Below are 24,350 nucleotides of genomic sequence, written 5' to 3' on the forward strand. Positions count from 1 at the left end.
ATGAAATATTATGTCATCAGCAAACTTTTTGATGTTTTTTCGATAAAAGGGATTTTTTTTGACATCATTTGGTTAGAAATCCTAATCTGATAACAAAATTAGCACTATCTTTGCCAATATGATTGATCAAGCCACAGCCGATAAAATTATAAACACAGCCGACATTGTAGACGTTGTTTCCGAATTCGTAACGCTGCGAAGGTCGGGAGCAAACTACAAGGGTCTCTGCCCTTTTCACAACGAGAAGACGCCGTCGTTCATGGTGTCTCCGGCAAAGGGCGTGTGCAAGTGTTTCTCGTGCGGAAAAGGCGGAAACGTGGTTCATTTTCTGATGGAGCACGAGCAGTTCTCCTACCCCGAGGCTCTGCGATGGCTTGCCAAGAAATACAACATCGAGATTGAGGAGAAGGAACTCACAGCCGAGCAGAAACAGGCACAGAGCGAACGCGAAAGTATGTTCATCGTAAACGAATGGGCGCGCGACTACTTCCACTCAAATCTCTACAACAGCGTCGACGGAATGGCCATCGGAATGGCTTACTTCAGGTCGCGCGGATTCAGAGACGACATCATAAAGAAGTTCCAACTCGGATTCAGCCTCAACTCGTTCGATGCGCTTACAAAAGAGGCTATCGCACACGGATTTGACAAGAAATTCCTTCTTGCCACAAGCATCTGCAAGCAGAAAGAAGACGGTTCACTGTACGACACTTTCCGCGGTCGCGTAATGTTTCCGTGGATTTCGGTGAGCGGAAAGGTTGTGGCTTTCGGCGGTCGTGTGCTCGATGCAGCAACAAAGGGCGTAAACCAAAAATACGTCAATTCGAGCGAATCTTCAATATACAGCAAACGAAGGGAACTCTACGGCTTGTATCAGGCAAAGAAGGCAATAGCCAAGGAAAACCGGGTTTTCATGGTCGAGGGCTACACCGATGTGATTTCTATGCACCAGTGCGGCATCGAGAACGTAGTGGCAAACTCGGGCACGGCTCTATCAATGGAGCAAGTGCGTCTTCTGCACAGATTTACATCGAACATCACTCTTCTCTACGATGGCGATGATGCCGGAATCCACGCCACTCAGCGCGGAACGGACATGCTCCTGACCGAGGGAATGAACGTAAAAATTCTCCTTCTGCCTAAGGATGAAGACCCCGACAGTTTTGCGCGCAAGCACAATGCCACGGAGTTCAAAGAATACATCGAGAATAATCAGACTGACTTCATCGTATTCATTACCAACCACTTGCTACAATCGGCAGGCAACGACCCGATAAAGCGCGCCAACGTAATCAACGATATTGTAAAAAGCATCTCGGTAATTCCCGAAGGAGTTACCCGAAGCATCTACATAACCGAATGTGCCCAGCTCCTGAAAATCAGCGAGATGGTTCTCGTAGATGCCGTAAACAAGGCTCGAATACAGAACAAGCAGCAGACCGAAAAGCAGGCTGCCGCCGAAAAGGCTCGCAAGCAGCGCGAAGAAACAGGAAATGCACAGGCTTCAGGCGAACCGATGCCCGTTCCGCCAGAGGTGTTGGAAGCACAGGCTGTAGAGGCGCAAGAGCAGGGCGCACCTCAACTAATCATGCCGCAGAACGCGGAGATTGCCGATTTCATAAACAGCAAGACTAACAACAGCACCGAAATTAAGGAGAGGATGCTGGCAACCTGCATTGTAAGATACGGAGAAAAAAATGTCTATGTTGATGAAGACGAGGAAGGAAACGAAAAGCCAATTTCCGTAATCGAGTATATCTCAGAAGAATTCAAGCGCGACAATCTGAGTTTTACAAATCCTAAATACAAGCAGATTCTCGACGAAGGAATTCAGCATCTAAACGACGAAGGTTTCTCGGCTAAAAGATTCTTCGGATTTCACCCAAACCAAGAGATTAGCATACTTGCAGCCGATTTGCAGAGCGACCGCTATCAACTTAGCAAGTATCACTCTAAAGGACAAAAGATTCTGAACGATGAAGAAATCTTGTTCGACATCGTTCCGCACATCATTAACGACCTGAAGAACGACTTCATAACAAGAAAGATGGACGACATAAAGACGCAGATGAAAATAGCCACCATCAACAACGACAGCGACCGTGTGCTCGACCTTATGAAGCAGTTCCAGAATCTGTCAAAAATACAGAATCTGCTCGCCAAGGAACTTGGCGACAGAACTGTAAAATACTGCTTATAACTCGTTTTTGGAACCGCGAATAAGGTTCAGGAACTCCTCGCGAGTCTTTGCCTGATTAAACGCGCCGGTAAAGTCACTCGTAGTGGTTATCGAGTTCTGCTTCTCAACGCCGCGCATCTGCATGCACATGTGCTTAGCCTCAACAACAACCATCACGCCAAGCGGATTAAGGGCATTCTGAATACATTCCTTAATCTGGAGTGTCATGCGTTCCTGCACCTGAAGACGATGCGAGAATACATCTACCACGCGCGCAATCTTGCTCAGTCCGGTGATATATCCGTTTGGAATGTAAGCCACATGAACCTTGCCATAGAATGGCAGCATGTGATGCTCGCACATTGAGTAGAAGTTGATGTCCTTTACAATTACCATCTGACTGTACTCTTCCTTAAACTTAGCAGAGTTCAGAATATCCTCAGGGTTCATTGTGTAGCCGCGTGTCAGCGTGTCCATTGCCTTGGCAACGCGCATAGGAGTTTTTACAAGGCCTTCGCGCTCGGCATCCTCGCCAAGAAGCGTAAGAATCTTCTTGTAGTGATATGCCAACTCCTCTAACTTGTTGTCGTCTGTCATAATGATAATACGATTTGATCCTTAACAATTGAAATTCCCGTAAGTGCACCAGTCTCGCGCATCTGCTGAAGCACATCGTTGGCTTCCTCGTATGTCTTGAAGTCGCCCGCACGGCATATCCATCTCGGCGATGCAAAGTGCGTGTACACGTTCAGTTCGGGAAACATTCTTTTTACCTTTTCAGCCACAGCATAGGCATTGGCTCTGGCGTTTCGTGAGTTTCCACCTGAGTAGACCTGAATACGGTAGCCCGATGTCTTCAGTTTCTTGCCGTCGGGCGTTGCATCTGTTCCGTTCTCAGCCGTCTGCGCCGCCGTCGTTTCCGAAGTTGCCGAAGGGCATACGGTGCTAGTTCCGTTTACAAGAGCCTCAATTTCCTTGCTCTGGTTAACGGTAACCACTCCGCAGTTCATCTCCTTCTTTTCAAGATGGTTTGTGAACGAATTCTGCGCAAAGGCGCAAGTGGATATAACAAATAAAACAGCCGATAAAATCAGTCTCATACCTAATACTGTTAAAAGTGCTACAAGCACCGGCCAGAGCCGCGAGCCTGTAACACTTATTTTTCATAAATTCAGTTATTACTTCTTCCAAGCATCAATGATACCCTTGAAATCAGCAGCCTTCAAAGAAGCACCGCCAATCAAGCCACCATCGATATCTGGCTTAGCAAACAACTCAGGAGCGTTTGAAGCCTTGCATGAACCTCCGTAAAGGATAGAGATGTTCTCTGCAACTTCCTTGCCATACTTGTCAGCGATTACTGAACGGATGTAAGCGTGGATTTCCTCAGCCTGATCTGATGTAGCAGTCTTACCTGTACCGATTGCCCAGATTGGCTCGTAAGCGATGATAATCTTTGAGAAATCCTCAGCAGAAAGGTTGAATACAGAGCCCTCGAGCTCTGCCTTTACTACCTCGTTCTGCTTGTTTGCCTCACGCTCTGCCAAACTCTCGCCGATGCAGAAGATAACCTTCAAGCCGTTAGCCTGTGCAAGAAGAACCTTCTCTTTCAAGATCTCTGGAGTCTCGTGATAGTACTCGCGACGCTCTGAGTGGCCAAGGATTACATACTGTGCACCTGTTGACTTAACCATCTCGGCAGAAACCTCGCCAGTGTAAGCACCAGATACCTTGTCAGCACAGTTCTCAGCACCAAGACCGATTACATTCTGGTCGAGCACCTGAGCAACTGAAGCCAAATGAATGAATGGAGTGCAGATTACTACATCACAATTAGGCTTGTCAGCAGCCAAAATTGTGTTCAACTCCTTTGCCAACTCTACGCCTTCCTGAAGATTCTTGTTCATCTTCCAGTTTCCAGCAACAATTTTGTGTCTCATTTTTTCTACTTTTTTATTAAAAGGTTAGATAAATTTTTCAAATAATTTCTGCGTTTGCGGCGGCGATACACAAGCATCGCAAGCCATCCCATTCGGTCGAGGATGGTAAGCACAAGCAGCGGAATCAGGTACCATGCAAACATCCACATGGTCTTTTCATAGAACCCGTGTCTGTGAATCTTGCCCACCGGCAGTTTGTCGAGCGGAGCAGTAAGTTCGTACTCGTCTGGCAGACTTACGCTTGACCACTTGTTTATAATCGTTCCGTTCTTCAGGAGCATAAGCCCCGGATTTGAACGTATCATTGTTTGCAGCGTTGTAGCATCGGTATTGCAAAACTGATATGCCGCGCCTGTCTCGTCAATCCACTTTTCTATGGCACTGCCCGTTGACGATGTAAGGCAGTAGAAGCGGTATCCGTACTTGTGGCTGTAATCGTACAACTCGTTTATCAGGTCGATGGAACTGTCGTTAGCCTTTTCAAGATACGGAGCGATAAGCAAGAACGTATATCCTTCGTAAGACAGGACATCGTCCGTGATGTCTTCGCCATCCGCCAAGGTCGAAATCGAGAAGTTCTGAATCTTCGGTTCGAAGCCTTCCTTAACAAGAACCGACTTGCTGTCTACAAACTTCCATGTGCTGTCGGGATAGTTCTCAAGCGAGAATTCCTCGACTTTTCCGTCCTTCTCGAGGAAGAATGTCGTTTCGTATTCTGCCCTTGGAGCACCTTCGGGAATCTCCATGTCCTTGGCAATGTTCACACCTACCTTGTACGGTCTGAAATCGTATATCGGCAAGTATCTCAGGCTATATATCGATGTTACCAGAATATACACAATCGAGAACAGCGACACGAGCCACTGCGTACTCTCGGTAAGAAATCTCAACATTCTCAGGGACCACTTGTATAGCGAAATCGCGCACACAAGCAGAACCACGTTCTTGTAGAACGTCTGCCAGTTTGTCAACTTCACGGCATCGCCAAAGCATCCGCAGTCCTTCACAGGGTCGGCTATCGCCAGATAGAGCGTCAGCGGAGTCATCACGAGCATGAACAGCAGCAGCATTACGGTTGCAAACTTACGTCGGATGCCAAACAGAAAGTAGATGCCCAGCACAAACTCGAACATGGCAAGTCCAATGGCTCCGAACAGTAGCAGCGTGTCGGGAATCTTATTTTCCATTCCAACCACCGCAAGATAGTCCTGAAACTTAATCTGGGTGCCTACTGGGTCAACTGCCTTTACGAAACCAGAGAACAGGAACATCGCAGCGCAAATAAACCTGCTGATGTTAACCCACCAGTTTAGAAGTATGTTATTAATCTGCGACTTCACAGAATCCGAGTTTTATCAGACAGAACACCGAATAGTTTATCATGTCCATATAGTTAGCATCGATGCCCTCAGAAACGATAGTCTTTCCGTCGTTGCCCTCAATCTGCTTTGTACGATAGATTTTCATCAGGATGAGGTCGAGACACGACGAACATCTCATTGAGCGCCAAGCCTCGTCGTAGTCGTGATTCTTTCTTATCATCAGTTCCAAAGCCTGCTTTGAGTACTTGTCATAATACTCCATCGCCTTGTCGAACGAGAGGTCATCTGTATCAGCAAAGCCCAACTCGAGTTGAATAAGTCCGATGATGCTATAGTTTACTATGCCGATGTATTCTGGAATCTTTCCCTCATCTACAAGCGCCTCGCCCTTTATTTCTATGCTGCGGATACGGTTAGCCTTTATGAATATCTGGTCTGTCACCGACGACGGACGCATGATGCGCCATGCCGCACCATAGTCTTTCAGCTTTTTCGAGAAGAGGTCGCGGCACTTGCCCATTACCTCAACAAATTCTTTCTGAGTATCCACCACTTGCATTTTTAATTTATCCGTGCAAAGTTAAAAAAAAGAGTCTATAGTAAAAACTCCTATAGACTCTTTTCTTAATATTTTTGTCTTTTAATATCGAATTATCTGACCTAAACGCAACTTTGAGTTTCTGGCTATGCGATTTTGCTTACACAACTTTGCAATTGTAGTGCCGTGCATAGATGCAATTTTCGACAGAGTATCGCCAGACTTAACTTTGTGTACTCTTGCAGAACGCTTTGGCTTTTCGGCAACAGCCTCTTCAGCTGTCTCGTTTGCCATGTCGTTGGCGGCATTCACCTCGTCAATTCCGACAGATGCAAGAGCCGATGCCTTGCGGCGGTGATCGCGTGACGAAGCCTTGTGATATACATAGAAGTCGCCTGTTACATCCTGATTCTCGAAGTCGAACAAGAACTTCGGGTTGATGGCCTCACCCAGCAGGCGAGTCTCGAAATGCAGATGCGAACCTGTTGAACGACCAGTATTTCCTCCCAGTCCGATTACGTCTCCAGCCTTGACTTCCTGCTCTGGCTCGACCAATTGTTTGGACAAATGTCCATACACAGTCTCAAGTCCGTTTGGATGGCGTATAACGATGAACTTTCCGTAGCCTCTTCTCTCGTAGCGTACAACTCGCACCTTGCCGTCGAAGGCAGCGCGGATTGTGTCGCCAATGTAAACTTTCACATCAAGTCCCTTGTGCGTTCTTCCCCAACGAGGACCGAACTGCGATGTAATCTGCCGGCTTGTTGTAGGCATGCAAAATCCGCGGAGGTCAATCTTGAAACTGTCTGGCATCTGAACATCGCCATAAGCGTGAACATACTGAGTATTCCAGTTTGGATAGATTGAATAACCGTCATACTGTCCCTTCTCGGCGTTAATCAGGTTCTGCAATGCCACTGAATCAACGGCACGCATCTTGCGGTCGATTGGTGCCTGACGCGCAATAAGATCTTGGCCAAATGCTGCAACACTTGACAAAGTCAACATAGAAAAAGCTAATATTCGTATTTTCTTGCTAAAACTCATTATTAGTTAATTGTCTCTTAATAAAATATCACTTATATTTTTTTGGATTCGTGCAAATATACGTTTTTTATGCAACTCCACCAAACTATTTAACATTTTTTTAGCCTAAATATCTGATATTTAACATTTCGAGATGTTCTACAACATGAATTATAGTAAATCTGGGAGTTTAAACAGTTTTGTTCCGTTACTACCCTTAATCAGAATTGTGCAACCCGTTGGTTTACATTTATTTATATATTCTGTAACTTCTTCTACATTATCAAATGTACGATACTGGTGACTGACCTTTGCAAACTCGCTTCCTACCAACCACACGTCCTTCAGACTCATTGTCGACACGAAATTGACTATTTTCTCGTGCTCTGTCACGCTTGCTTCGCCAAGTTCCTTCATGTCGCCAATGATAAGCATTTTGTTCTCGGCATTCATCTGCTTGAAGTTCTCGAGAGCAGCCATCATACTTGTTGGATTGGCGTTGTAGGCATCAACGATAAGCGTGTTGTCTGCCGTCTTGACAAGTTGCGAGCGATTGTTTGTCGGAACATAATTCTCAAGAGCCGCGTTTATGTTTCCGGCCGAAACACCGAACTCGCGCCCAACGGCAACAGCCGAAAGTGCATTGTCGATATTGTATGAGCCAATCAAATGCGTCGTTACGTTATTCCATTCTGAATCGCCCTCACGCCATCTGAAACTCAAGAACGGAGAACAATCAAGCAATTCGCCCACGATTCCAACACCATCGGTCTTACCGTATTCGATGTGTTCGAGCCCCGAAGCAATCCTGACAAGATGTTCGTTGTCGCGATTTATGAAAATCTTGCCGTTCTTTGTGCGAAGATAGTCGTACAACTCGCCTTTCGTGCGAATTACGCCCTCAAACGACCCGAAGCCTTCGAGATGTGCTTTGCCAACGTTCGTAATCAAACCATAGTCGGCATCTACAATCTCGGCAAGCGTCTTAATCTCGCCGGGATGGTTTGCGCCAGTCTCGACAACGGCAATCTGATGCTCGGCTGTAAGACGGAGCAATGTTTTCGGAACGCCGATGTGATTGTTCAGGTTGCCCTGAGTAAAGAGTACGTCGTATTCAGTTGAAAGAACGGCAGAAACGAGTTCCTTTGTGGTTGTCTTTCCGTTCGTTCCGGTAATTTCGATGACTGGAATTGAGAACTGCTCGCGATGATAGTGCGCCAACTGCTGAAGGGTCTTCAGGCAGTCGTCTACAAGAATGTATCTGGCATCACCAGCCTTGGCATATTCAGCCTCATCGACAACGGCATAGGCGCAGCCTTTATCAAGCGCAGCCGAGGCAAAGGTGTTTCCGTTGAAGGTTTCGCCCTTCAGAGCCAAGAAAATTGAGTTTTCGGGACAATCGCGCGTATCGGTAGTGATTGTCTGATGCTTTACAAAAAGCTTATGTAATTCAGCAATATCCATTTCTACAAATATATATTTTATTCCGATAAAACTTCGATTAAAAGTCGGTCGAGTTCGTCTGATGTTATGTCAAGCGACAGCGAGCCTTGGCGGGCAACTGTTATTCCGCCAGTCTCCTCGCTGACTACAATCGACATGGCATCGCTCACCTGAGTAATTCCGAGTGCGGCACGATGCCTGAGTCCGAGCCAGTTTGGAATGTCTTGGTCGTGCGCAACAGGAAGAAGACATCCGGCAGCGCGTATTTTCATTCCACTGATAATCATCGCGCCATCGTGCAGCGGACTGTTCTTGAAGAAGATATTCTCGATAAGCCGCTCGCTTACAAGTGCATCAATCTCCTCGCCTGTGTTTACTATGTCGCCAAGTTGCATGTGTTTCTCAATGATTATCAGCGCGCCAACCTTTTGGCGACTCATAGACTGGCACGCCCTGACAATCGGAGTAACGATGGCAAGTTCGGACTTTGAATCTTTTCTTCTGCCAAGAAAAAGGCGGAAGAGCGAGTAAGCCTTGCGCTGCGTTCCGATGGTCTGGAGGAAGCGTCTGATTTCATCCTGAAAGATGACGATGAGGGCAAGAACGCCCACGCTAACGAGTTTGTCGAGGATTGCGCCGAGAAGTTTCATCTCTAACAAACGCGACACCACGAACCACAATATTATAAAAAAAAGAATTCCAAGGAAAGCATTCATAGAGCCGCTCGCCTTCATGAGGCGGTACACATAGTACAGCATCATGGCAACAAGCAGGATGTCTATCGCATCCTTTAAATGGAACTCTATAATACTCAAAAGGATCATTTAGCCAATAGTTTTTGTATAAGGTTTACTACTTCAACGCACGTTGCAACATCGTGTACTCGCAGGATGTTTGCACCTTTCAGCAAAGAAATTGTATTAAGTACGGATGTTCCGTTAAGTGCTTCGTCGGCGGTGATACCGAGCGCCTTGTATATCATGCTCTTGCGAGATATTCCTACGAGCAGAGGGAGTTCGAATTCGAGCAGTTCTTCCTGATGGTTCATCAGTTCGTAGTTATGCTCAACGGTCTTGCCGAATCCGTAGCCGGGGTCGAGGATTATGTCCTTCACACCAAGATCGCGCAACCGCTGCACTTTCTCGGCGAAATACATGAAGACTTCTTTCACCACATCATCGTAATGCGGATTCTGCTGCATATTCTGCGGAGTACCCTGCATGTGCATCAATATATAAGGTATGCCAAGTTTTGCAACGGTGGCGAACATATCTTTGTCGAGCATACCGCCCGAAATGTCGTTTACTATTCCGACGCCGTATTCCTCGACGCACATTTTGGCAACGTCGGCTCTGAATGTATCGACCGACACGATGGCATCTGGCGCAACTCGCTGTATGACGGTCAGACCTTTACGGAGTCGTTCCATCTCTTCGGAAGGAGAAACATCGTCGGCATTCGGTCTTGACGAATATGCTCCTATGTCTATTATCGATGCGCCTTCGCCGATTATCTGCCTTACTCTGGATTCGATTTCGTCCTCGGTTTGTTTTCGGCTGCCCGAATAGAACGAATCGGGAGTTACGTTCAAGATTCCCATTACCTGAGGCTCGGACAAATCGAGCAACCTGCCGTTTATATTCAGAGAATATTGCACTAGTCCTTTCATCTTTGTTTCTTTTTATTTTTGTTTCAGGTTCTTACACATATATCTGACAGGATACCAGACTGACGCATATCCAACGGCGAGCACAGTGACGAACACAACGAGCACGTCGAGAAAATGCACGCTTACGGGATAGGCATCTACCACAAAATTTCCGCCTTCGTCGCCAAGTCTGAGCAAGCCGAATGTCTGCTGGGCATAGCACAGAATCAGTCCGATGATGAGTCCAGCCACGGCTCCGAAGGTTGAAATCATTCTGCCTTCGAGCATGAAAATCTGGGCAATCTGACGGTCGGATGCGCCAAGATTGCGAAGCGTCTGCGTATCTTTCTCCTTATCGAGAATTAGCATCGACAAAGAGCCAATTATGTTGAAGCAGGCAATAACCAAGATGAATGTGAGGAAAACGTATGAAATGAGTTTCTCGACCTTCATAATCTTGAATATATCTTCTTGCTGCTCGTATCGGTCTTTCACAACGAACTTGTCGCCTATCGCCTGCTGAACCTTTTCTTTTGCCATTTCAACATCAACGCCGTCGGCAACCTTCAGTTCGAGCGAACTAAGTTCGTCTTCGCGGTCGAACAGTTTCTTTGCAAAGCGCAACGAGGCGATGACGTAATGCGAATCGTACCGCTGCTGATGCACCTGAAACAATACGCCCGGCGAATACAACTCATCCTGATTGAAACTTTCTTCGGGATGAAGCATATCAACCTTCTCGCCCTTGGTTGGAGCATAAACCTGCACAGGCTCGTCGAAGCGGACGTTTGTGCCCAGGTTTGCGGCAACGCCAAGTCCGAGAATTCCGTAGTTAAGCACATCGGCCTGAAGTTCGAAGCAGCCGTTGCCATACAACGTTTCGTTGAACGACGTGAGACGTTGAAAACTCTCGTCAACGCCTTTGATTGTGACCATCTGCTGACGGTCGCGATATCTCAGCAAAGCCTGATCTTCGAGGCATGGAGTGCACACCACGATTTCCGGAATCTGCTTAACCTTGTCGATGGCAAGTTCGGATTCCTTGAAGTTTTTTCCTTTTACAGCAGTAATCTTCAGTTCAGGGTCGAACGACGTAAAGAACGATGCGACCATGTCGTGAAAGCCGTTAAACACCGAGAGCGTGCATATCAGGGCTATGGTGGCAACGGTAACTCCGCAAACCGAGATGCCCGATATTATGTTTATGGCATGATGCGACTTCTTTGAGAAGAGATAACGGACTGCTATATAAAAAGGAAATCTCACTTCTTCAAAAGTTTATCAATATTTTCGATGTAATCGAGAGAATCGTCAACGAAGAACTTCAGTTCTGGGATAATACGAAGTTGATGACGTACACGGCCGCCAAGTTCGAATCGGATTGACTTTACATTATCGTTGATGTTCTTAACAATCTCCTCGTTTCTGTCAGACGGAAAAACGCTGAGGTATGCACGGCACACGCTCATATCAGGGCTTATCCTGACTGCGCTTACCGAAACAAGCACACCACGCATCGCAGATGTCTGCTTCTGGAATATGTCGCTCAACTCCTTCTGTATAAGTCGGGCAATTTTGTTTTGTCTTGTAGTTTCCATAAATCTATTTCTTTCTAATTATTGTTAATCCGTCGCGCAGAGGCAGAATAACCTTCTCAACGCGGTCGTCTTTCGCAACCAAGTCGTTGAAGGCTCTTATTCCAACCGTCTGGGCATCCTTGTCGTAAGCCGGGTCGGCAACATGTCCGTCCCACAAAGTGTTGTCGGCAAGCATATATCCTCCGGCCGACATGTGCTGCATAACCATATTATAATAATCAACATACTTGCGCTTGTCGCCGTCTATAAAGGCGAGGTCGAACATCACGTCCATCTCAGGAAGATGCTCGAGCGCATCACCAATTCTGAAGTCAATTTTGTCGGCATACTGCGAATTTTCGAACCAAGGACGAGTAAAGTCCTCCTGCTCGTCGTTAATCTCGAAGGTGTAGATTTTGCCGCCATCTTCGAGTCCCTCAGCCATGCAAAGAGCCGAATATCCGCTGTAAGTTCCAATCTCCAGAACATTTTTAGGACGAACCATCCGGACGAACATCTTCAAGAGCCTTCCTTGCAGATGTCCCGAAGCCATGCGCGGTCTGAGCAACTGCGTATGAGTGGCTCTGTACAGACAGTGAAGGTATTCACCCTCCTCGTCTATATGTTCAAGAATATATTCGTCCAGTTGGTCCGTCTCAACCATAGTTCATTCCTTATAGAAAATTACAGATAGCGGTTTTGGTTTGGCAGAGCGTAATCCTCGGCATTGTCGAGCACGTCCTTAACCTGATTGATTTCGAGGAACGATGTGCTTGTATGCAACTTGCCGCCACTCAGATATGCCACATAGTCGTTTGGAGTAAGAACACCATCGCGAAGCAACTTGCGCAAACCTGCGAAGTAGTATTCCTGACCGTTCTCTCTCTCAGGCAAGAAGATAGCCTCAACGCCGTATGAAAGAGCCAACTGGCGCATTGTCTTTTCTTTGTAGCAGATAGCCAACACATTGACAGGTCCGCGGAAAGATGAAATGTATCTTGCAGTTCTACCTGTAAAACTATCGGTAATGATAGCCTTGATATTCATCTTTACGGTAGCCTTTACAGCCTGCTTTGAAAGGAACTCTGTAGGGTCGCAGTTCTCAGAAAGCGGAATACGGATGTCGTACTGAGTCTGACGGTCTTTCTCTGCCTGACAAGCCACCTTGGTCATAGTGCGGATAGCCTCGAGAGGATACTTTCCGTAAGCAGTCTCGCCGCTAAGCATCAAGGCTGATGTGCGGAAGTAAACGGCATTTGCAATATCTGTAACCTCGGTACGTGTTGGACGAGGGTTCTTAATCATGCTGTGAAGCATCTGAGTTGCAACGATAACCGGCTTGTGAGCCAAGATAGCCTTGCGGATGAGCTGACGCTGGATGCCCGGAATCTTCTCCTGAGCCACCTCGATGCCAAGGTCGCCGCGAGCAACCATGATACCGTCGGCAACGGCAAGAATCTCGTCGATATTGTCAACACCTTCCTGATTCTCAATTTTTGCAATGATGCGGATATCGCTGTGATGAGCATCAAGAATCTCCTTTATGTCGAGGATATCCTGCTTGTTGCGCACGAATGAGTGTGCGATGAAGTCGATATCCTTCTCGATAGCAAACAGAATGTTGTTACGGTCTTTCTCTGTAAGAGAAGGAAGATTGATGCGTACGCCCGGAACATTAACGCTCTTGCGGCTGCCAAGACCAGCCTCGTTCTGAACCTCGCAAAGAAGGCTGTCGGCGTTCTTCTCAAGAACCTTCAACTCCAAGTCGCCATCGTCGATAAGGATAAGACTTCCTACCTTAAGGTCGTTAACGAAGTTTGGATATGAAACAGAGATAACGTCCTTTGTGCTCAACTGGTCGGGGTTGCCAACGATGGTAACCTTGTCGCCAATGTTGTACATAATATCTTCGTTGCCCTCGGCAAGTTTTGTTGTTCTTACCTCAGGACCTTTTGTATCAATAAGTATGGCAATGCGGTTGCTTACTTCGCGCACATTGTCGATAACCTTTGTTAATCCCTCGCGAGTGGCATGTGCTGTGTTCATACGAACAACGTTCATACCAGCCTCAAACAAATCTCTAATAAAATCTACCTCACATCTCTCGTCAGAGATCGAAGCAACAATCTTTGTCTGCTTTAACATCATAAGCCGTAATTTTTTACTCGTTTATTACTATGGGTGGTTGGTTTTATTGAATGTGTCAGTGTTTCAAGTGTTCTTTAAGAGCCTCAACTGCAAGTCGATACGAATCGAGTCCGAAGCCGCATATTACGCCAAGGCATGCACACGAGATGAACGACTTGTGTCTGAACTCCTCGCGCTTGTGAACATTCGAGATATGAACCTCGATGGTTGGGGCTGTAACTGCTCTAAGAGCATCTTGAAGAGCCACAGATGTATGGGTGTATGCACCTGCATTCAGAACAATGCCATCATAGTCGAACCCTACTTCGTGAATTTTGTTAATCATCTCGCCCTCTACGTTGCTCTGGTAGTAGTGGAACTCGATGTCGGGATATCTCTCACACAAGGTTTTGTAGTAATCTTCGAATGATGTGGCGCCATAAATCCCCGGCTCGCGCTTGCCTAAGAGGTTGATATTGGGGCCGTTTATAATCTGTATTCTCATCTTTTTACACAATTTTCTGCAAAATTACACAAAAGTTCGAACATTTCGGCTCTTAGATGCAAAAATAATCATATCATTTGCAACTATTATCCAAAGATGCTTCCGGCACGGCACATTCAGAAATACGACTAAGCATTGGAGTTTGTTTTGGGTGCTATCTAATGATTATAATGTTGCCACTCTTATGTTTTTCACCACGCATTTTTTCTATCTGACGATTACGTTCTGCCAGCCACTCTTTTTTAATCTGTTCTTCTGAGCATTAGTATTTAGCAAAAAGAATATGCCTGCGGCGAAAAGCATTAAACGTTTCATAGTATAAGTTTTAAGAAAAAAGAATGCGAATCCCGAAGAATCCGCACTCTTATAGTTTGTCATAAAAGAATTATGCTTTCTTGATGAAATCGACAATCCATGCGCCGACTTCCTTTGTGCCATACTTAGCACCGCCCTCAACCTGAATCTCAGGAGTGCGGACGTTCTGGTCGAGAGATGCGTCGACAGCCTTGCGGATAAGCGCGCCCTCTTCCTTGAGGTCGAAATACTCGTACAACATAGCAACAGAAAGAATCTGAGCCAATGGGTTTGCGATGTTCAAGCCCTTGCCCTGTGGCCATGAGCCGTGGATTGGCTCGAATACTGGAGTTGACGAACCTGTCGATGCAGAAGGAAGCAATCCCATTGAACCTGTGATGCATGAGCCCTCATCTGTAAGAATGTCGCCGAAAGTATTCTCTGTTACCATTACGTCGAAGAACTTAGGCTCCTGAATCATACGCATTGCTGCGTTGTCAACATACATAAAATCTGTTGTAACATCAGGATACTGAGGAGCGAGTTCCTGCGCAACCTTACGCCACAAACGGCTTGATGCAAGAACGTTTGCCTTGTCAACAACCGTAAGGTGCTTTCTGCGCTGGCGAGCATACTGATAGCCGACCTTCAGGATTCTCTCAACCTCTGGACGGCTGTAGTAGTTTGTATCGAGAGCATCCTCAACGCCTTCCGCATTTACTGTAGGCTCCTGCTTCTTTCCGAAGTACATACCACCAGTAAGCTCACGGATGCAGATAAAATCGGCACCGCGTACAATCTCGTCCTTGAGTGGTGACTTGTGAACCAAGCAGTCGAAAGTTGTCACAGGACGGATGTTTGCAAACAAACCAAGTTTCTTACGCATAGCAAGCAAGCCCTGCTCTGGACGAACCTTTGCTGTTGGGTTGTTGTCGAACTTAGGGTCGCCAACGCTTGCAAAAAGAACAGCATCAGCCTCTTCGCACACCTTGAATGTCTCTTCTGGGAATGGGTCGCCCACCTCGTCGATAGCGTGAGCACCGCAAAGAGCCTCCTTGTACGAAACCTTGTGTCCGAACTTCTCGGCAACGGCCGACATTACAGCCACTCCCTGCTCCATAATCTCTGGACCGATACCATCACCGGCCAATACAGCAATCTTTAATTCCATTGTGTCTTATATTTTTTATCGTTACTTTTTATCTTTGTCTTCAAGAAGATTGAGCATCTTTATCGTTGCCTTGATAGCCGCCTCTGTCTGGTCGGCGTCAAGACCGCGCGTCTTGAACTCCTTGCCCTCGAACGTCCAGCCAATGGTTGTCTGCACAAAAGCATCGGTTCGACCGCCCGGCGGAATGTTTACCTGATAGTTGGTGAGCCAAGGGAACTTGCGCTCGAGTTTGTTTTTGTAGATGTGACGCACGGCACGGACAAAGGCATCGAACTGACCATCGCCGCTTGCATTCTCCTCGTATGTCTCGCCGTTTATCTCGAGTTTCACGCTTGCCATCGGCTTCAGACCGTAAGCGGTCGTAACAACGTAACTTAGGAGTTTGATGTTCTCGTCGGGAGCATCGTGCTTCAGCACATCGTTTACAATGTACGGAAGGTCGTCTTGCGTAACCTGCTGTTTCTTGTCGCCAAGTTCGATGATTCGCTGAGTAACCTTGCGCGTCTGCTCTGGCGTGAGTTCCATTCCGAGCTCCTCAAGATTCTTCAGGATGTTAGCCTTTCCGCTGCTCTTGCCGAGCGCATACTCGCGTTTTCTACCAAATCGCTCTGGAAGAAGGTCGTTGCAATAAAGATTGTCCTTGTTGTCGCCATCGGCATGGACGCCCGCCACCTGCGTAAACACGCTCTCGCCCACAATTGGCTTGTTTGGCGGAATGATGATGCCCGAATAACTCTCAACCAGTCGGCTTGCCTCGTTCAGTTTGCTCTCGTCGATACTCGTCTCGGCATTGAAATGGTCTTTCAGTATAGCCTGAACGCTTGCCAGAGGAGCGTTTCCTGCACGCTCGCCAAGTCCGTTGACGGCTGTATGTATCCCCTTGCATCCGCTCAGCACGGCTGAAAGCACGTTCGAGATGGCAAGGTCGTAATCGTTGTGCGCATGGAAATCGAAATGCAAGTTGGGATAGCGTTTCACCATCTTTCGCATATATTCAAGGCACGAAAGCGGATTGAGCACTCCGAGCGTGTCGGGAAGCATGTATCGCTTTATGTCCGAATCTTTCAGGGCATCAACAATCTGAAAAACGTATTCGGGAGAGTCCTTCATTCCGTTGCTCCAGTCTTCGAGATACACGTTTACCGAGATGCCGAGTTTCTTGGCATACTCGAGCGATTTTTTTATGTCGGCAAGATGCTCTTCGGGAGTCTTCTTCAGTTGCTGGGTGCAATGTCTTAGCGAGCCTTTACACAGCAGATTTATGCACTTGCATCCAACCTCGTTAATCCAGTCGAGTGACGTTGTTCCGTCAACAAAGCCAAGCACCTCAACGCGGTCAATCATCCCGGCTTTGTCTGCCCATTGGCAGATTCGCTTAACAGCCTCTTTCTCGCCCGACGAGACGCGGGCCGAAGCAACTTCAATGCGGTCTACCTTGAGGTCGTTGAGCAGAGTTCGGGCTATGATAAGTTTTTCGTGGGGCACGAAAGACACTCCGCTGGTCTGTTCGCCATCGCGGAGTGTCGTGTCCATTATCTCAATGCGTACTTGTCTCTGTTTCTCCATAAACTAATCAAGCATTCTTCTGCTCCCAAGCCTCAATCTTGTCCTTGTTTTCAAGAAGGAAGTCGATATCGTCGAGGGCATTCATCAGGCAATACTTCTTGTAAGCGTTGATGTCGAACTTCTCGCTCTTGCCTGTCGAAAGGTTTGTTACAGTCTGGTTTGGCACATCGACCTTTACCTCTGCCTTCGGATTAGCCTTTACTGTTGCGAAGAGTTCTGTCTGGAACTCCTTGCTTACGATTACTGGAAGAACGAAGCAGTTGAGCAGGTTGTTGCGGTGGATATCTGCGAAAGACGAAGATATAACCACGCGAACTCCGTAGCCGGCAATAGCCCATGCTGCATGCTCGCGCGAACTTCCTGAGCCCCAGTTCTGACCGCCGATAATGATTTCATGAACGCCCTCGCGAGGTGCCTCGCTAAAGTCTGGCTGATTCAGAACGAAGTCGGCAACAGGCTTGTCGTTTGCATCGTAGCGCAAATCGTGCATAAAGGCATCGCCAAAGAACTTAGGGTCGCGTGTAGTCGATGCCAGATAACGTGCCGGGATGATAAGGTCTGTATTACAATTGTCTATCTCGATTGGAATACATGTTGACTGTATGATATTGAATTTTGCTTTCATCTTTAATTAAAGTTTTCTTGGATCGGTGATTACTCCTGTTATTGCACTCGCTGCAGCCACAAGTGGTGAGCAGAGAACGGTTCTTGCGCCCGGTCCCTGACGACCAACGAAGTTACGGTTGCTTGTAGAGATTGACAGTTTGCCGGCAGGAACCTTGTCTGGGTTCATGGCAAGGCATGACGAACATGATGGAAGACGCAGTTCAAAGCCAGACTCCTCAAGAATCTTGTCGATGCCCTCTTCTACAATCTGCTTGCGAACGAGCCATGAGCCCGGAACAAGCCATGCAACAACATTGTCGGCTTTCTTCTTGCCCTTAACGATGCTTGCAAATGCGCGGAAGTCCTCGATACGACCGTTTGTACATGCTCCGAGGAACACATAGTCAACTGGGTGACCTTCGAGTTTCTCGCCCGGATTGAACTGCATATACTCAAGCTGGCTCAAGAATCCTGCTCTTTCAGCCTCCGGGATGCTCTCGAGAGTAGGGATGTTGCCGTCGATGGCAATACCTGCGCCCGGATTTGTTCCGTAAGTGATGCGTGGAGCGATGTCGGCAGCGTTGTAAGTAACTTCCTTGTCGAATACGGCATTGTCGTCGCTCTTCAACTTCTTCCACTCATCAACGGCCTTGTCCCAAGCCTCGCCCTTTGGAGCATACTCTCTGCCTTTCAGATAAGCGAATGTTGTCTCGTCTGGAGCGATGATACCAGCGCGGCTTCCCATCTCGATAGAAAGGTTTGACAATGTAAGACGACCTTCCATAGACATGTTGCGGATTACCGAGCCGGCATACTCAACAACATAGCCAGTTGCGCCTGAAGTTGTCATCTGAGCCATGATGTAAAGAGCCACGTCCTTGGCTGTAACGCCCGGCTGTAACTCGCCCTCAATGTTTATGCGCATTGACTTAGGCTTAGACTGAAGAATTGTCTGGCTTGCAAGAACCTCGGCAACCTCGCTTGTTCCGATACCCATAGCAAGAGCGCCAACCGCTCCGTGAGTAGATGTGTGCGAGTCGCCGCAGACAATTGTCATGCCCGGCAGAGACAAACCTTTCTCTGGACCAACAACGTGAATAATTCCGTTGTCTTTCGTTCCCATTGTAAAGTGTGTGATGCCGAACTCCTCGCAGTTCTTCTTCAGAGTCTCAACCTGCTTACGGCCGATAGGGTCGTTTATCACCTCCTGCTGGTCAGAAGGTGTATTGTGGTCTGGCATTGCGAAAATGTGGTCTGGGCGGAAAACCTTTATGCCCTTGTCGCGCAATGTGTCGAATGCCTGTGGAGTTGTAACCTCGTGACAGTACAATCTGTCAATGTAAAGCTGTGTAGGGCCGTCCTCAACAGTCTGCACTACATGCTTGTCCCAAATCTTGTCAAATAAAGTATTAGCCATTATTTCGTTGTTTATTTTATTCTTTCCGTTATTTTCTGAATTTGTTTATACAGTCGATATAAGCCTCGACAGATGCCGTAACAATATCGGTGTTCGCTCCGAATCCGTAGTACATCATGCCGTCATACTCAACCTGCATGTGAACTTTACCAACATCATCGCTGCCCTTGTTTATTGCCTGAATGGTGAACTCCTTCAGAACCATCTCTCTCTTTATTATGTTCTTCAGAGCCTTGATGGCAGCATCTACCGGACCGTTTCCGCTTGCAGCCGCCTCGAACTTCTCGCCTGCAATGTCAAGACCGATGCTTGCCACCGGACGAGTGCCCATTCCGCTTGTAACCTGAAGGAAGTCGAGTTTGATGCTGTGCGACAATGCTCTGTCGGCACCAGCCAGCATCAGAATGTCGTCGTCATTAACCTCCTTTTTCTTGTCGGCAAGTTTCAAGAACTCCTGATATGTTCTGTCGAGTTTCTCACCGTCGAGTTCAACGCCAAGGACAGAAAGACGATGCTTCAGAGCGGCTCTACCGCTACGGGCCGTAAGAACGATGGCATTATCGTTGATGCCGACCTCCTTCGGATCCATAATCTCGTAGGTCTTGACGTTCTTCAGCACACCGTCCTGATGAATGCCCGAAGAATGGGCAAACGCGTTCTTTCCAACGATTGCCTTGTTTGCCTGAACCGGCATGTTCATCAAGCTCGAAACCATTCGGCTTGTCTGATATATTTTTGTTGTGTTTATGTTTGTCTCCAATCCAAGGTCAGGATGTGTCTTGAAAATCATCGCAACCTCTTCGAGCGATGTGTTTCCGGCACGCTCGCCAATTCCGTTGATTGTTACCTCAACCTGACGGGCACCGTTCAGCGCGCCAGCCACAGTATTGGCCGTTGCCATTCCCAAGTCGTTGTGGCAGTGAGTTGAAAGGATTGCTTTTCCCGAAGACAAGCCGTCAACATGCTCCATCAGATACTTAATCTTGTTTCCGTACTCAAACGGAATTCGGAATCCTGTTGTATCCGGAATATTCACCACGGTTGCTCCTGCCTTTACCACAGCCTCTACCACTCGAGCCAGATATTCGTTGTCGGTACGGCCGGCATCCTCGGCATAGAACTCAACGTCCTCAACAAATCTCTTTGCATACTTAACGGCAGCAACTGCACGCTCAATAATCTCCTCGGGAGTAGAGTTGAACTTGTACTTTATATGAGACTCAGAAGTTCCGATACCCGTGTGGATTCTCTTGCGCTTTGCAAACTTCAGGGCATCGGCAGCAACTTCTATATCTTTCTCTACGGCACGCGTAAGTGCGCAGATTGTGGGCCATGTAACAGCCTTTGATATTTCTATAACCGAATTGAAGTCGCCCGGACTCGAAATTGGGAATCCAGCCTCGATAACATCTACGCCCAAAGCCTCAAGCTGCTTTGCTACCTGAATCTTCTCAACAGTGTTAAGTTGGCATCCCGGCACCTGCTCGCCGTCGCGCAAAGTGGTATCAAAAATAAATAATCTGTCGCTCATATGAATTTAGTTTTACAAAAACATTTTTCAACCAGAAGAATCATTCACCAAAAAAGCCTTTCGCACAACGGAAGTGAGAAAGGCTTTCTATCGGTTTTACTACCACTATTATGCACAATACTCACTTCCACCAGCGTTTGCCAGAAGAATAATATTGCTTAGCAAAATAATATGTAGTGCATGATTATTCATTATTTTTCTTTTTTTCAGATGCAAAGATACGCTTTTCAGACGAACCCACAAAATAAAACTATAAGTTTTTTGTTTAAAAATCTTACAAATTATAATTTTACAACATATAAGTGCTTAAAAATTATTGTCTTTTATCATTTTTATGCTTTCCCAACTCCATTCCGAGTCTGAACTCAAGTTGGTCGGCCTTGCCTAGATGTGCCTTGACATGATATCCGGCATACAATCCGCCAGCCTTTGGAATTCTGTATCTTACACCAAGAAACTCGTAATAGAACTGCTCATACTTGTGTTCCCAATATCCTGTCTGATGCTGAAGATAAAAGCCGAGAGCCACGTTTACCGAAAGATTCTTGTAAGAAGCCTCATGCTTTGCCGACACTCCGACATACCACGGAGATGCGTCTCTCACTTCTACTCCAGTCGCACGGTCTATGTCGTTTATCTTGTTATTACATGGTGCATACGAGCAGTCAACGCCCAATCCGACGGCATACCTGAACGTATATTTGTACATCAAATCGACTGATACATTATAAGTTGGATATACCGAGAAATTTGAATAGTTTCTTTCTTCCGGATTTTTTGCTTCCTGATGTTCATACGCGCTTATCAGGCTCTTCAATCCTACGCCGAACGAAACATCGGGATAGAAATATGGTTTCCAACTGTCGTAATTCGGCTTTGCGAACTGTCTGCCACGTTCGTAGTCATCACAATAATAACGGGCTTTCACGCCAAGTCCAAACATATTCGCACCTTTGTTGGGCCTGTCCGTTCCGCCGTTTGAAAGATGGTTGAACTGCGGTCCGACACCAATTTCGAATCTGTCAAGCCGATAGTTCAAATATGCAGCAAAGCCAACGAACACGCTGTAACGCGAGCCAATGAGCGTATTGTCGATATCGTTCTTCGGATTATACGAGTGTGAGTTGTATGCTATTCCGTTTTCAAGAACATAGTCGGCACTGAAATTGCCACATTCCCAAAAACGGCGTCGGAATGCTAAGGTAAACGAAAGGGCATTTCCCATCCTTGACTGATAGTCTGCCTTATTCTCTGCATTGAACATTCTTATTTTGTGCGCATCAACAAAGCCGATGCCAGCACTCAGCGTTGGGTAGTTGTATGCGTAGTCCGACCACGATGTATCGCGAACCGAGGCTCTGTATCCAAGCGACAAAAAATAACTTTTCTGTCTATTCTCGTGCAAGTATTGCTTAACCTCATCGTCGAACTTCAGAACTGTTCCGGCATTCAAGCCTGCTTCTACAATATATGTCTTTTTGTCTTTTCCTATACTGTCGTTATCTGCCAAAACTTCTCCACCTCTAAACAAAAAAATGATTGTAAAAATAAATAATAATGTTGATTTTTTTCTCATGAGATCTATTTCCATTGATATCCTACTTTTTTCTTTCCCCAATAACTGTCGGCTTTCAATTTTAAGAATTCAATATCTGGCAGACTTCCGTCCTCTTTTCTGTCCAGCGTAAGTTCATACGCCTCAAGCCCAACGAAGTCCTTGTCCGTTAAATCAGGACCGTCTGACAAGAACGTATTGTTCTTGAATGTTGAAAGAGCAGAATCGACCTCGCTAATAAGTGGGCGAGGAACTCTTGGACGATAAGAGATGTTATTCTCAAACACATGTCCGTAACCATTCACATCAACAGGCTCTTCGACCGATTTTCTATTTGGCATCGGGAAATTATACGGATTATAATATGCCGTATTGTTTATGAACTTCAGTCCTCCCAGATGATGATTAGAATAGAATCCTCTGTTTCGGTTGAAATACGCAATGCAATTCTTTATAGTATGCACAGGAATTACCGACGGATTGCGGGTTTTCTGACGCATGCCGTAACCTCCGCATTTGAATCCCGAACCGTCGCCTTTCTTGTTGAAAGATGCTGGAGCATACCCGTTGAAGAACGACCAGCAATTCTCTATCAGAATTGGAGCCTTGCAATTTATCAGGTCGAAGCCATCGTCGCTGTTATGCCATGCTCTACAGCCTCTGAACACATTACCTACGCTACTTTCGGTCTGAACGTGCGCACCAAAGCCGTCAACATTGCCTCCAGTTCCGTTCTCGCCAACCTTATCGTAGTTGTTGTAAGCATCACAATTCAGTATCAGATTATTTGAACCTTGAACAATGTAAACTCCGATAGCCATTCCGTCGTGCATCGACACGTTGTTTATCAGATTATTGCTTCCCTTAACAATTCTGAAGCACTCCGACTGTGTATGACCCGTCATCGTTACTTGTACGCGCACGACTTCAATATTATGAATCTCAATATAACTGCCATCAACCCAAAAAGCAGCCACGCGCAATCCATCAGGTCTTAGATTGAAGAAATCCAGAACCGGTCGCTCACCGTCAACAATCTCGCCCTTGTAAATGATATGCTTGTCTGCCGTTCCACTCTTCTTCATGTGAAACGCAATAGCATACGGACTGATTGAATCTGTAATCTGAGAATTATCGTACTTGTAATGGCCAGCCTTTATATGCACCACATCACCCGGTTCGGCCAACGCCTGAGCCTTGGTTATAGTGAACACGGGGCTTGATGCAGACCCGTTGTTTGTATCACTGCCTGTCGGCGACATGTACAAATCCTTACCAATAGAAGCCTGTGTCATAGCAAGGCATACAATAAAGGTAAATAGTTTTATAAGGTTGCCCTTGGTTAGCATTTTAAAGGATATTAGAAATGAGCAAATTTGCTCGTCTGCAAATTTATATAAATTTACGAACCCAACAAATTGTTTTAAGAAAAAATAGATAAAGGCGAAATATTAGTATAAACACACGCGTTTACAACAGAAATAACACGTTTTTTTCAGTTGTTTCCCCATTTTCAAAGATTCATCTATTACACCACAATTTTCTTATCTAAAAAACGGGATTTTTTAGATAGATTCACACAAACGCAAGAAGTCCCCCTCAGGCATTGACCTGCGGAGGACTCTCTATTCTTAAAAACGGCGGCTACCTACTCTCCCACATTGTATCGCAGTACCATCGGCGTGAGTGAGCTTAACTTCTCTGTTCGGAATGGGAAGAGGTGGAACCTCACTGCTATAACCACCTGAATATCTTTTTCTGACCTTCTTTCTTTATTTTCTGTCAGCATTCAGTTCTTTAAACATATTGAAGCAATACAGCAGAACCGACAGTCCTACAACTCAAAGCACATATCCGTGTAAGAAAGCTGACGGGCAATTAGTAGTGCTCGGCTTTGGTGTCGCC

The 24,350-nt window shown here is 46.5% G+C and carries 22 protein-coding genes and 1 rRNA gene; 1 reads left to right on the forward strand and 22 read right to left on the reverse strand.

The window, feature by feature from the left end; genetic code table 11:
* Positions 1-118: 118 nt before the first annotated feature.
* Complete coding sequence (dnaG, locus tag T538_RS0109610) at positions 119-2,200, forward strand: DNA primase (RefSeq protein WP_031533572.1); 2,082 nt, start codon at positions 119-121, stop codon at positions 2,198-2,200.
* On the opposite strand, the gene folE is transcribed toward dnaG, so the two are convergent.
* From folE to rrf, 22 genes are all read right to left on the reverse strand, one after another.
* Entirely contained in the window at positions 2,195-2,776 is a 582-nt protein-coding gene (folE, locus tag T538_RS0109615; protein WP_031533571.1) for a GTP cyclohydrolase I FolE, read from the reverse strand. The two genes, dnaG and folE, sit on opposite strands and share 6 nt — an antisense overlap.
* Entirely contained in the window at positions 2,773-3,279 is a 507-nt protein-coding gene (locus T538_RS0109620; protein WP_031533570.1) for an SPOR domain-containing protein, read from the reverse strand. Before T538_RS0109620 ends, folE begins: the two co-directional genes overlap by 4 nt.
* 78 nt (positions 3,280-3,357) lie before the next feature.
* Positions 3,358-4,119 (reverse strand): triose-phosphate isomerase, encoded by a 762-nt coding sequence (gene tpiA, locus T538_RS0109625; RefSeq protein ID WP_031533569.1) that lies wholly within the window; start codon positions 4,117-4,119, stop codon positions 3,358-3,360.
* 5 nt (positions 4,120-4,124) lie between these two features.
* A complete protein-coding gene (locus T538_RS0109630) occupies positions 4,125-5,459 on the reverse strand; it encodes a BT_3928 family protein (protein WP_031541110.1) in 1,335 nt (444 codons plus the stop codon).
* Positions 5,443-6,000 (reverse strand): DUF1599 domain-containing protein, encoded by a 558-nt coding sequence (locus T538_RS0109635; protein ID WP_369794989.1) that lies wholly within the window; start codon positions 5,998-6,000, stop codon positions 5,443-5,445. The genes T538_RS0109630 and T538_RS0109635 overlap by 17 nt, the downstream gene beginning before the upstream one ends.
* An 81-nt stretch (positions 6,001-6,081) precedes the next feature.
* Positions 6,082-7,026 carry a M23 family metallopeptidase gene (locus T538_RS0109640; protein ID WP_031533566.1) on the reverse strand — a complete coding sequence of 315 codons (945 nt, stop codon included), beginning with the start codon at positions 7,024-7,026 and terminating at the stop codon, positions 6,082-6,084.
* A 150-nt stretch (positions 7,027-7,176) separates the two neighbouring features.
* Entirely contained in the window at positions 7,177-8,469 is a 1,293-nt protein-coding gene (murF, locus tag T538_RS0109645) for a UDP-N-acetylmuramoyl-tripeptide--D-alanyl-D-alanine ligase (RefSeq protein ID WP_031533565.1), read from the reverse strand.
* Positions 8,470-8,486: 17 nt separating this feature from the next.
* Positions 8,487-9,272, reverse strand: coding sequence for a diadenylate cyclase CdaA (gene cdaA / locus T538_RS0109650; RefSeq protein WP_031533563.1), 786 nt, complete (start codon positions 9,270-9,272; stop codon positions 8,487-8,489).
* Positions 9,269-10,117, reverse strand: a complete 849-nt coding sequence (gene folP, locus T538_RS0109655) for a dihydropteroate synthase (protein ID WP_031533562.1) — start codon at positions 10,115-10,117, stop codon at positions 9,269-9,271. Before folP ends, cdaA begins: the two co-directional genes overlap by 4 nt.
* A 12-nt stretch (positions 10,118-10,129) precedes the next feature.
* Positions 10,130-11,362 (reverse strand): FtsX-like permease family protein, encoded by a 1,233-nt coding sequence (locus tag T538_RS0109660; RefSeq protein WP_031533561.1) that lies wholly within the window; start codon positions 11,360-11,362, stop codon positions 10,130-10,132.
* The gene (rbfA, locus tag T538_RS0109665) at positions 11,359-11,694 is read right to left on the reverse strand and encodes a 30S ribosome-binding factor RbfA (protein ID WP_031533560.1); all 336 of its coding nucleotides are present in this window, start codon (positions 11,692-11,694) and stop codon (positions 11,359-11,361) included. The genes T538_RS0109660 and rbfA overlap by 4 nt, the downstream gene beginning before the upstream one ends.
* 4 nt (positions 11,695-11,698) lie before the next feature.
* Positions 11,699-12,337 carry an O-methyltransferase gene (locus T538_RS0109670; protein ID WP_031533559.1) on the reverse strand — a complete coding sequence of 213 codons (639 nt, stop codon included), beginning with the start codon at positions 12,335-12,337 and terminating at the stop codon, positions 11,699-11,701.
* Between the two features lie 20 nt (positions 12,338-12,357).
* On the reverse strand, positions 12,358-13,821 hold the full coding sequence (gene pyk, locus T538_RS0109675) for a pyruvate kinase (RefSeq protein WP_031533558.1): 1,464 nt from the start codon (positions 13,819-13,821) through the stop codon (positions 12,358-12,360).
* Positions 13,822-13,876: 55 nt separating this feature from the next.
* A complete protein-coding gene (gene aroQ, locus T538_RS0109680) occupies positions 13,877-14,305 on the reverse strand; it encodes a type II 3-dehydroquinate dehydratase (protein WP_031533556.1) in 429 nt (142 codons plus the stop codon).
* A gap of 385 nt (positions 14,306-14,690) precedes the next feature.
* On the reverse strand, positions 14,691-15,770 hold the full coding sequence (leuB, locus tag T538_RS0109690; protein WP_031533555.1) for a 3-isopropylmalate dehydrogenase: 1,080 nt from the start codon (positions 15,768-15,770) through the stop codon (positions 14,691-14,693).
* Between the two features lie 21 nt (positions 15,771-15,791).
* Positions 15,792-17,336, reverse strand: a complete 1,545-nt coding sequence (locus T538_RS0109695) for an alpha-isopropylmalate synthase regulatory domain-containing protein (RefSeq protein WP_031533554.1) — start codon at positions 17,334-17,336, stop codon at positions 15,792-15,794.
* Between the two features lie 7 nt (positions 17,337-17,343).
* Entirely contained in the window at positions 17,344-17,961 is a 618-nt protein-coding gene (leuD, locus tag T538_RS0109700) for a 3-isopropylmalate dehydratase small subunit (protein WP_031533553.1), read from the reverse strand.
* Positions 17,962-17,967: 6 nt separating this feature from the next.
* Complete coding sequence (leuC, locus tag T538_RS0109705; RefSeq protein ID WP_031533552.1) at positions 17,968-19,359, reverse strand: 3-isopropylmalate dehydratase large subunit; 1,392 nt, start codon at positions 19,357-19,359, stop codon at positions 17,968-17,970.
* Positions 19,360-19,387: 28 nt separating this feature from the next.
* A complete protein-coding gene (locus T538_RS0109710; protein ID WP_031533551.1) occupies positions 19,388-20,890 on the reverse strand; it encodes a 2-isopropylmalate synthase in 1,503 nt (500 codons plus the stop codon).
* A gap of 313 nt (positions 20,891-21,203) precedes the next feature.
* Positions 21,204-22,400, reverse strand: coding sequence for an acyloxyacyl hydrolase (locus T538_RS0109715; protein WP_031541116.1), 1,197 nt, complete (start codon positions 22,398-22,400; stop codon positions 21,204-21,206).
* Between the two features lie 71 nt (positions 22,401-22,471).
* Positions 22,472-23,740 (reverse strand): right-handed parallel beta-helix repeat-containing protein, encoded by a 1,269-nt coding sequence (locus T538_RS0109720; protein ID WP_197025772.1) that lies wholly within the window; start codon positions 23,738-23,740, stop codon positions 22,472-22,474.
* Positions 23,741-24,080: 340 nt separating this feature from the next.
* A 5S ribosomal RNA gene (gene rrf / locus T538_RS0109725) occupies positions 24,081-24,193 on the reverse strand.
* Between the last annotated feature and the right edge of the window lie 157 nt (positions 24,194-24,350).

It is taken from the genome of Bacteroides sp. Ga6A2, assembly GCF_000702225.1.
GTDB lineage: Bacteria > Bacteroidota > Bacteroidia > Bacteroidales > Bacteroidaceae > Ga6A1.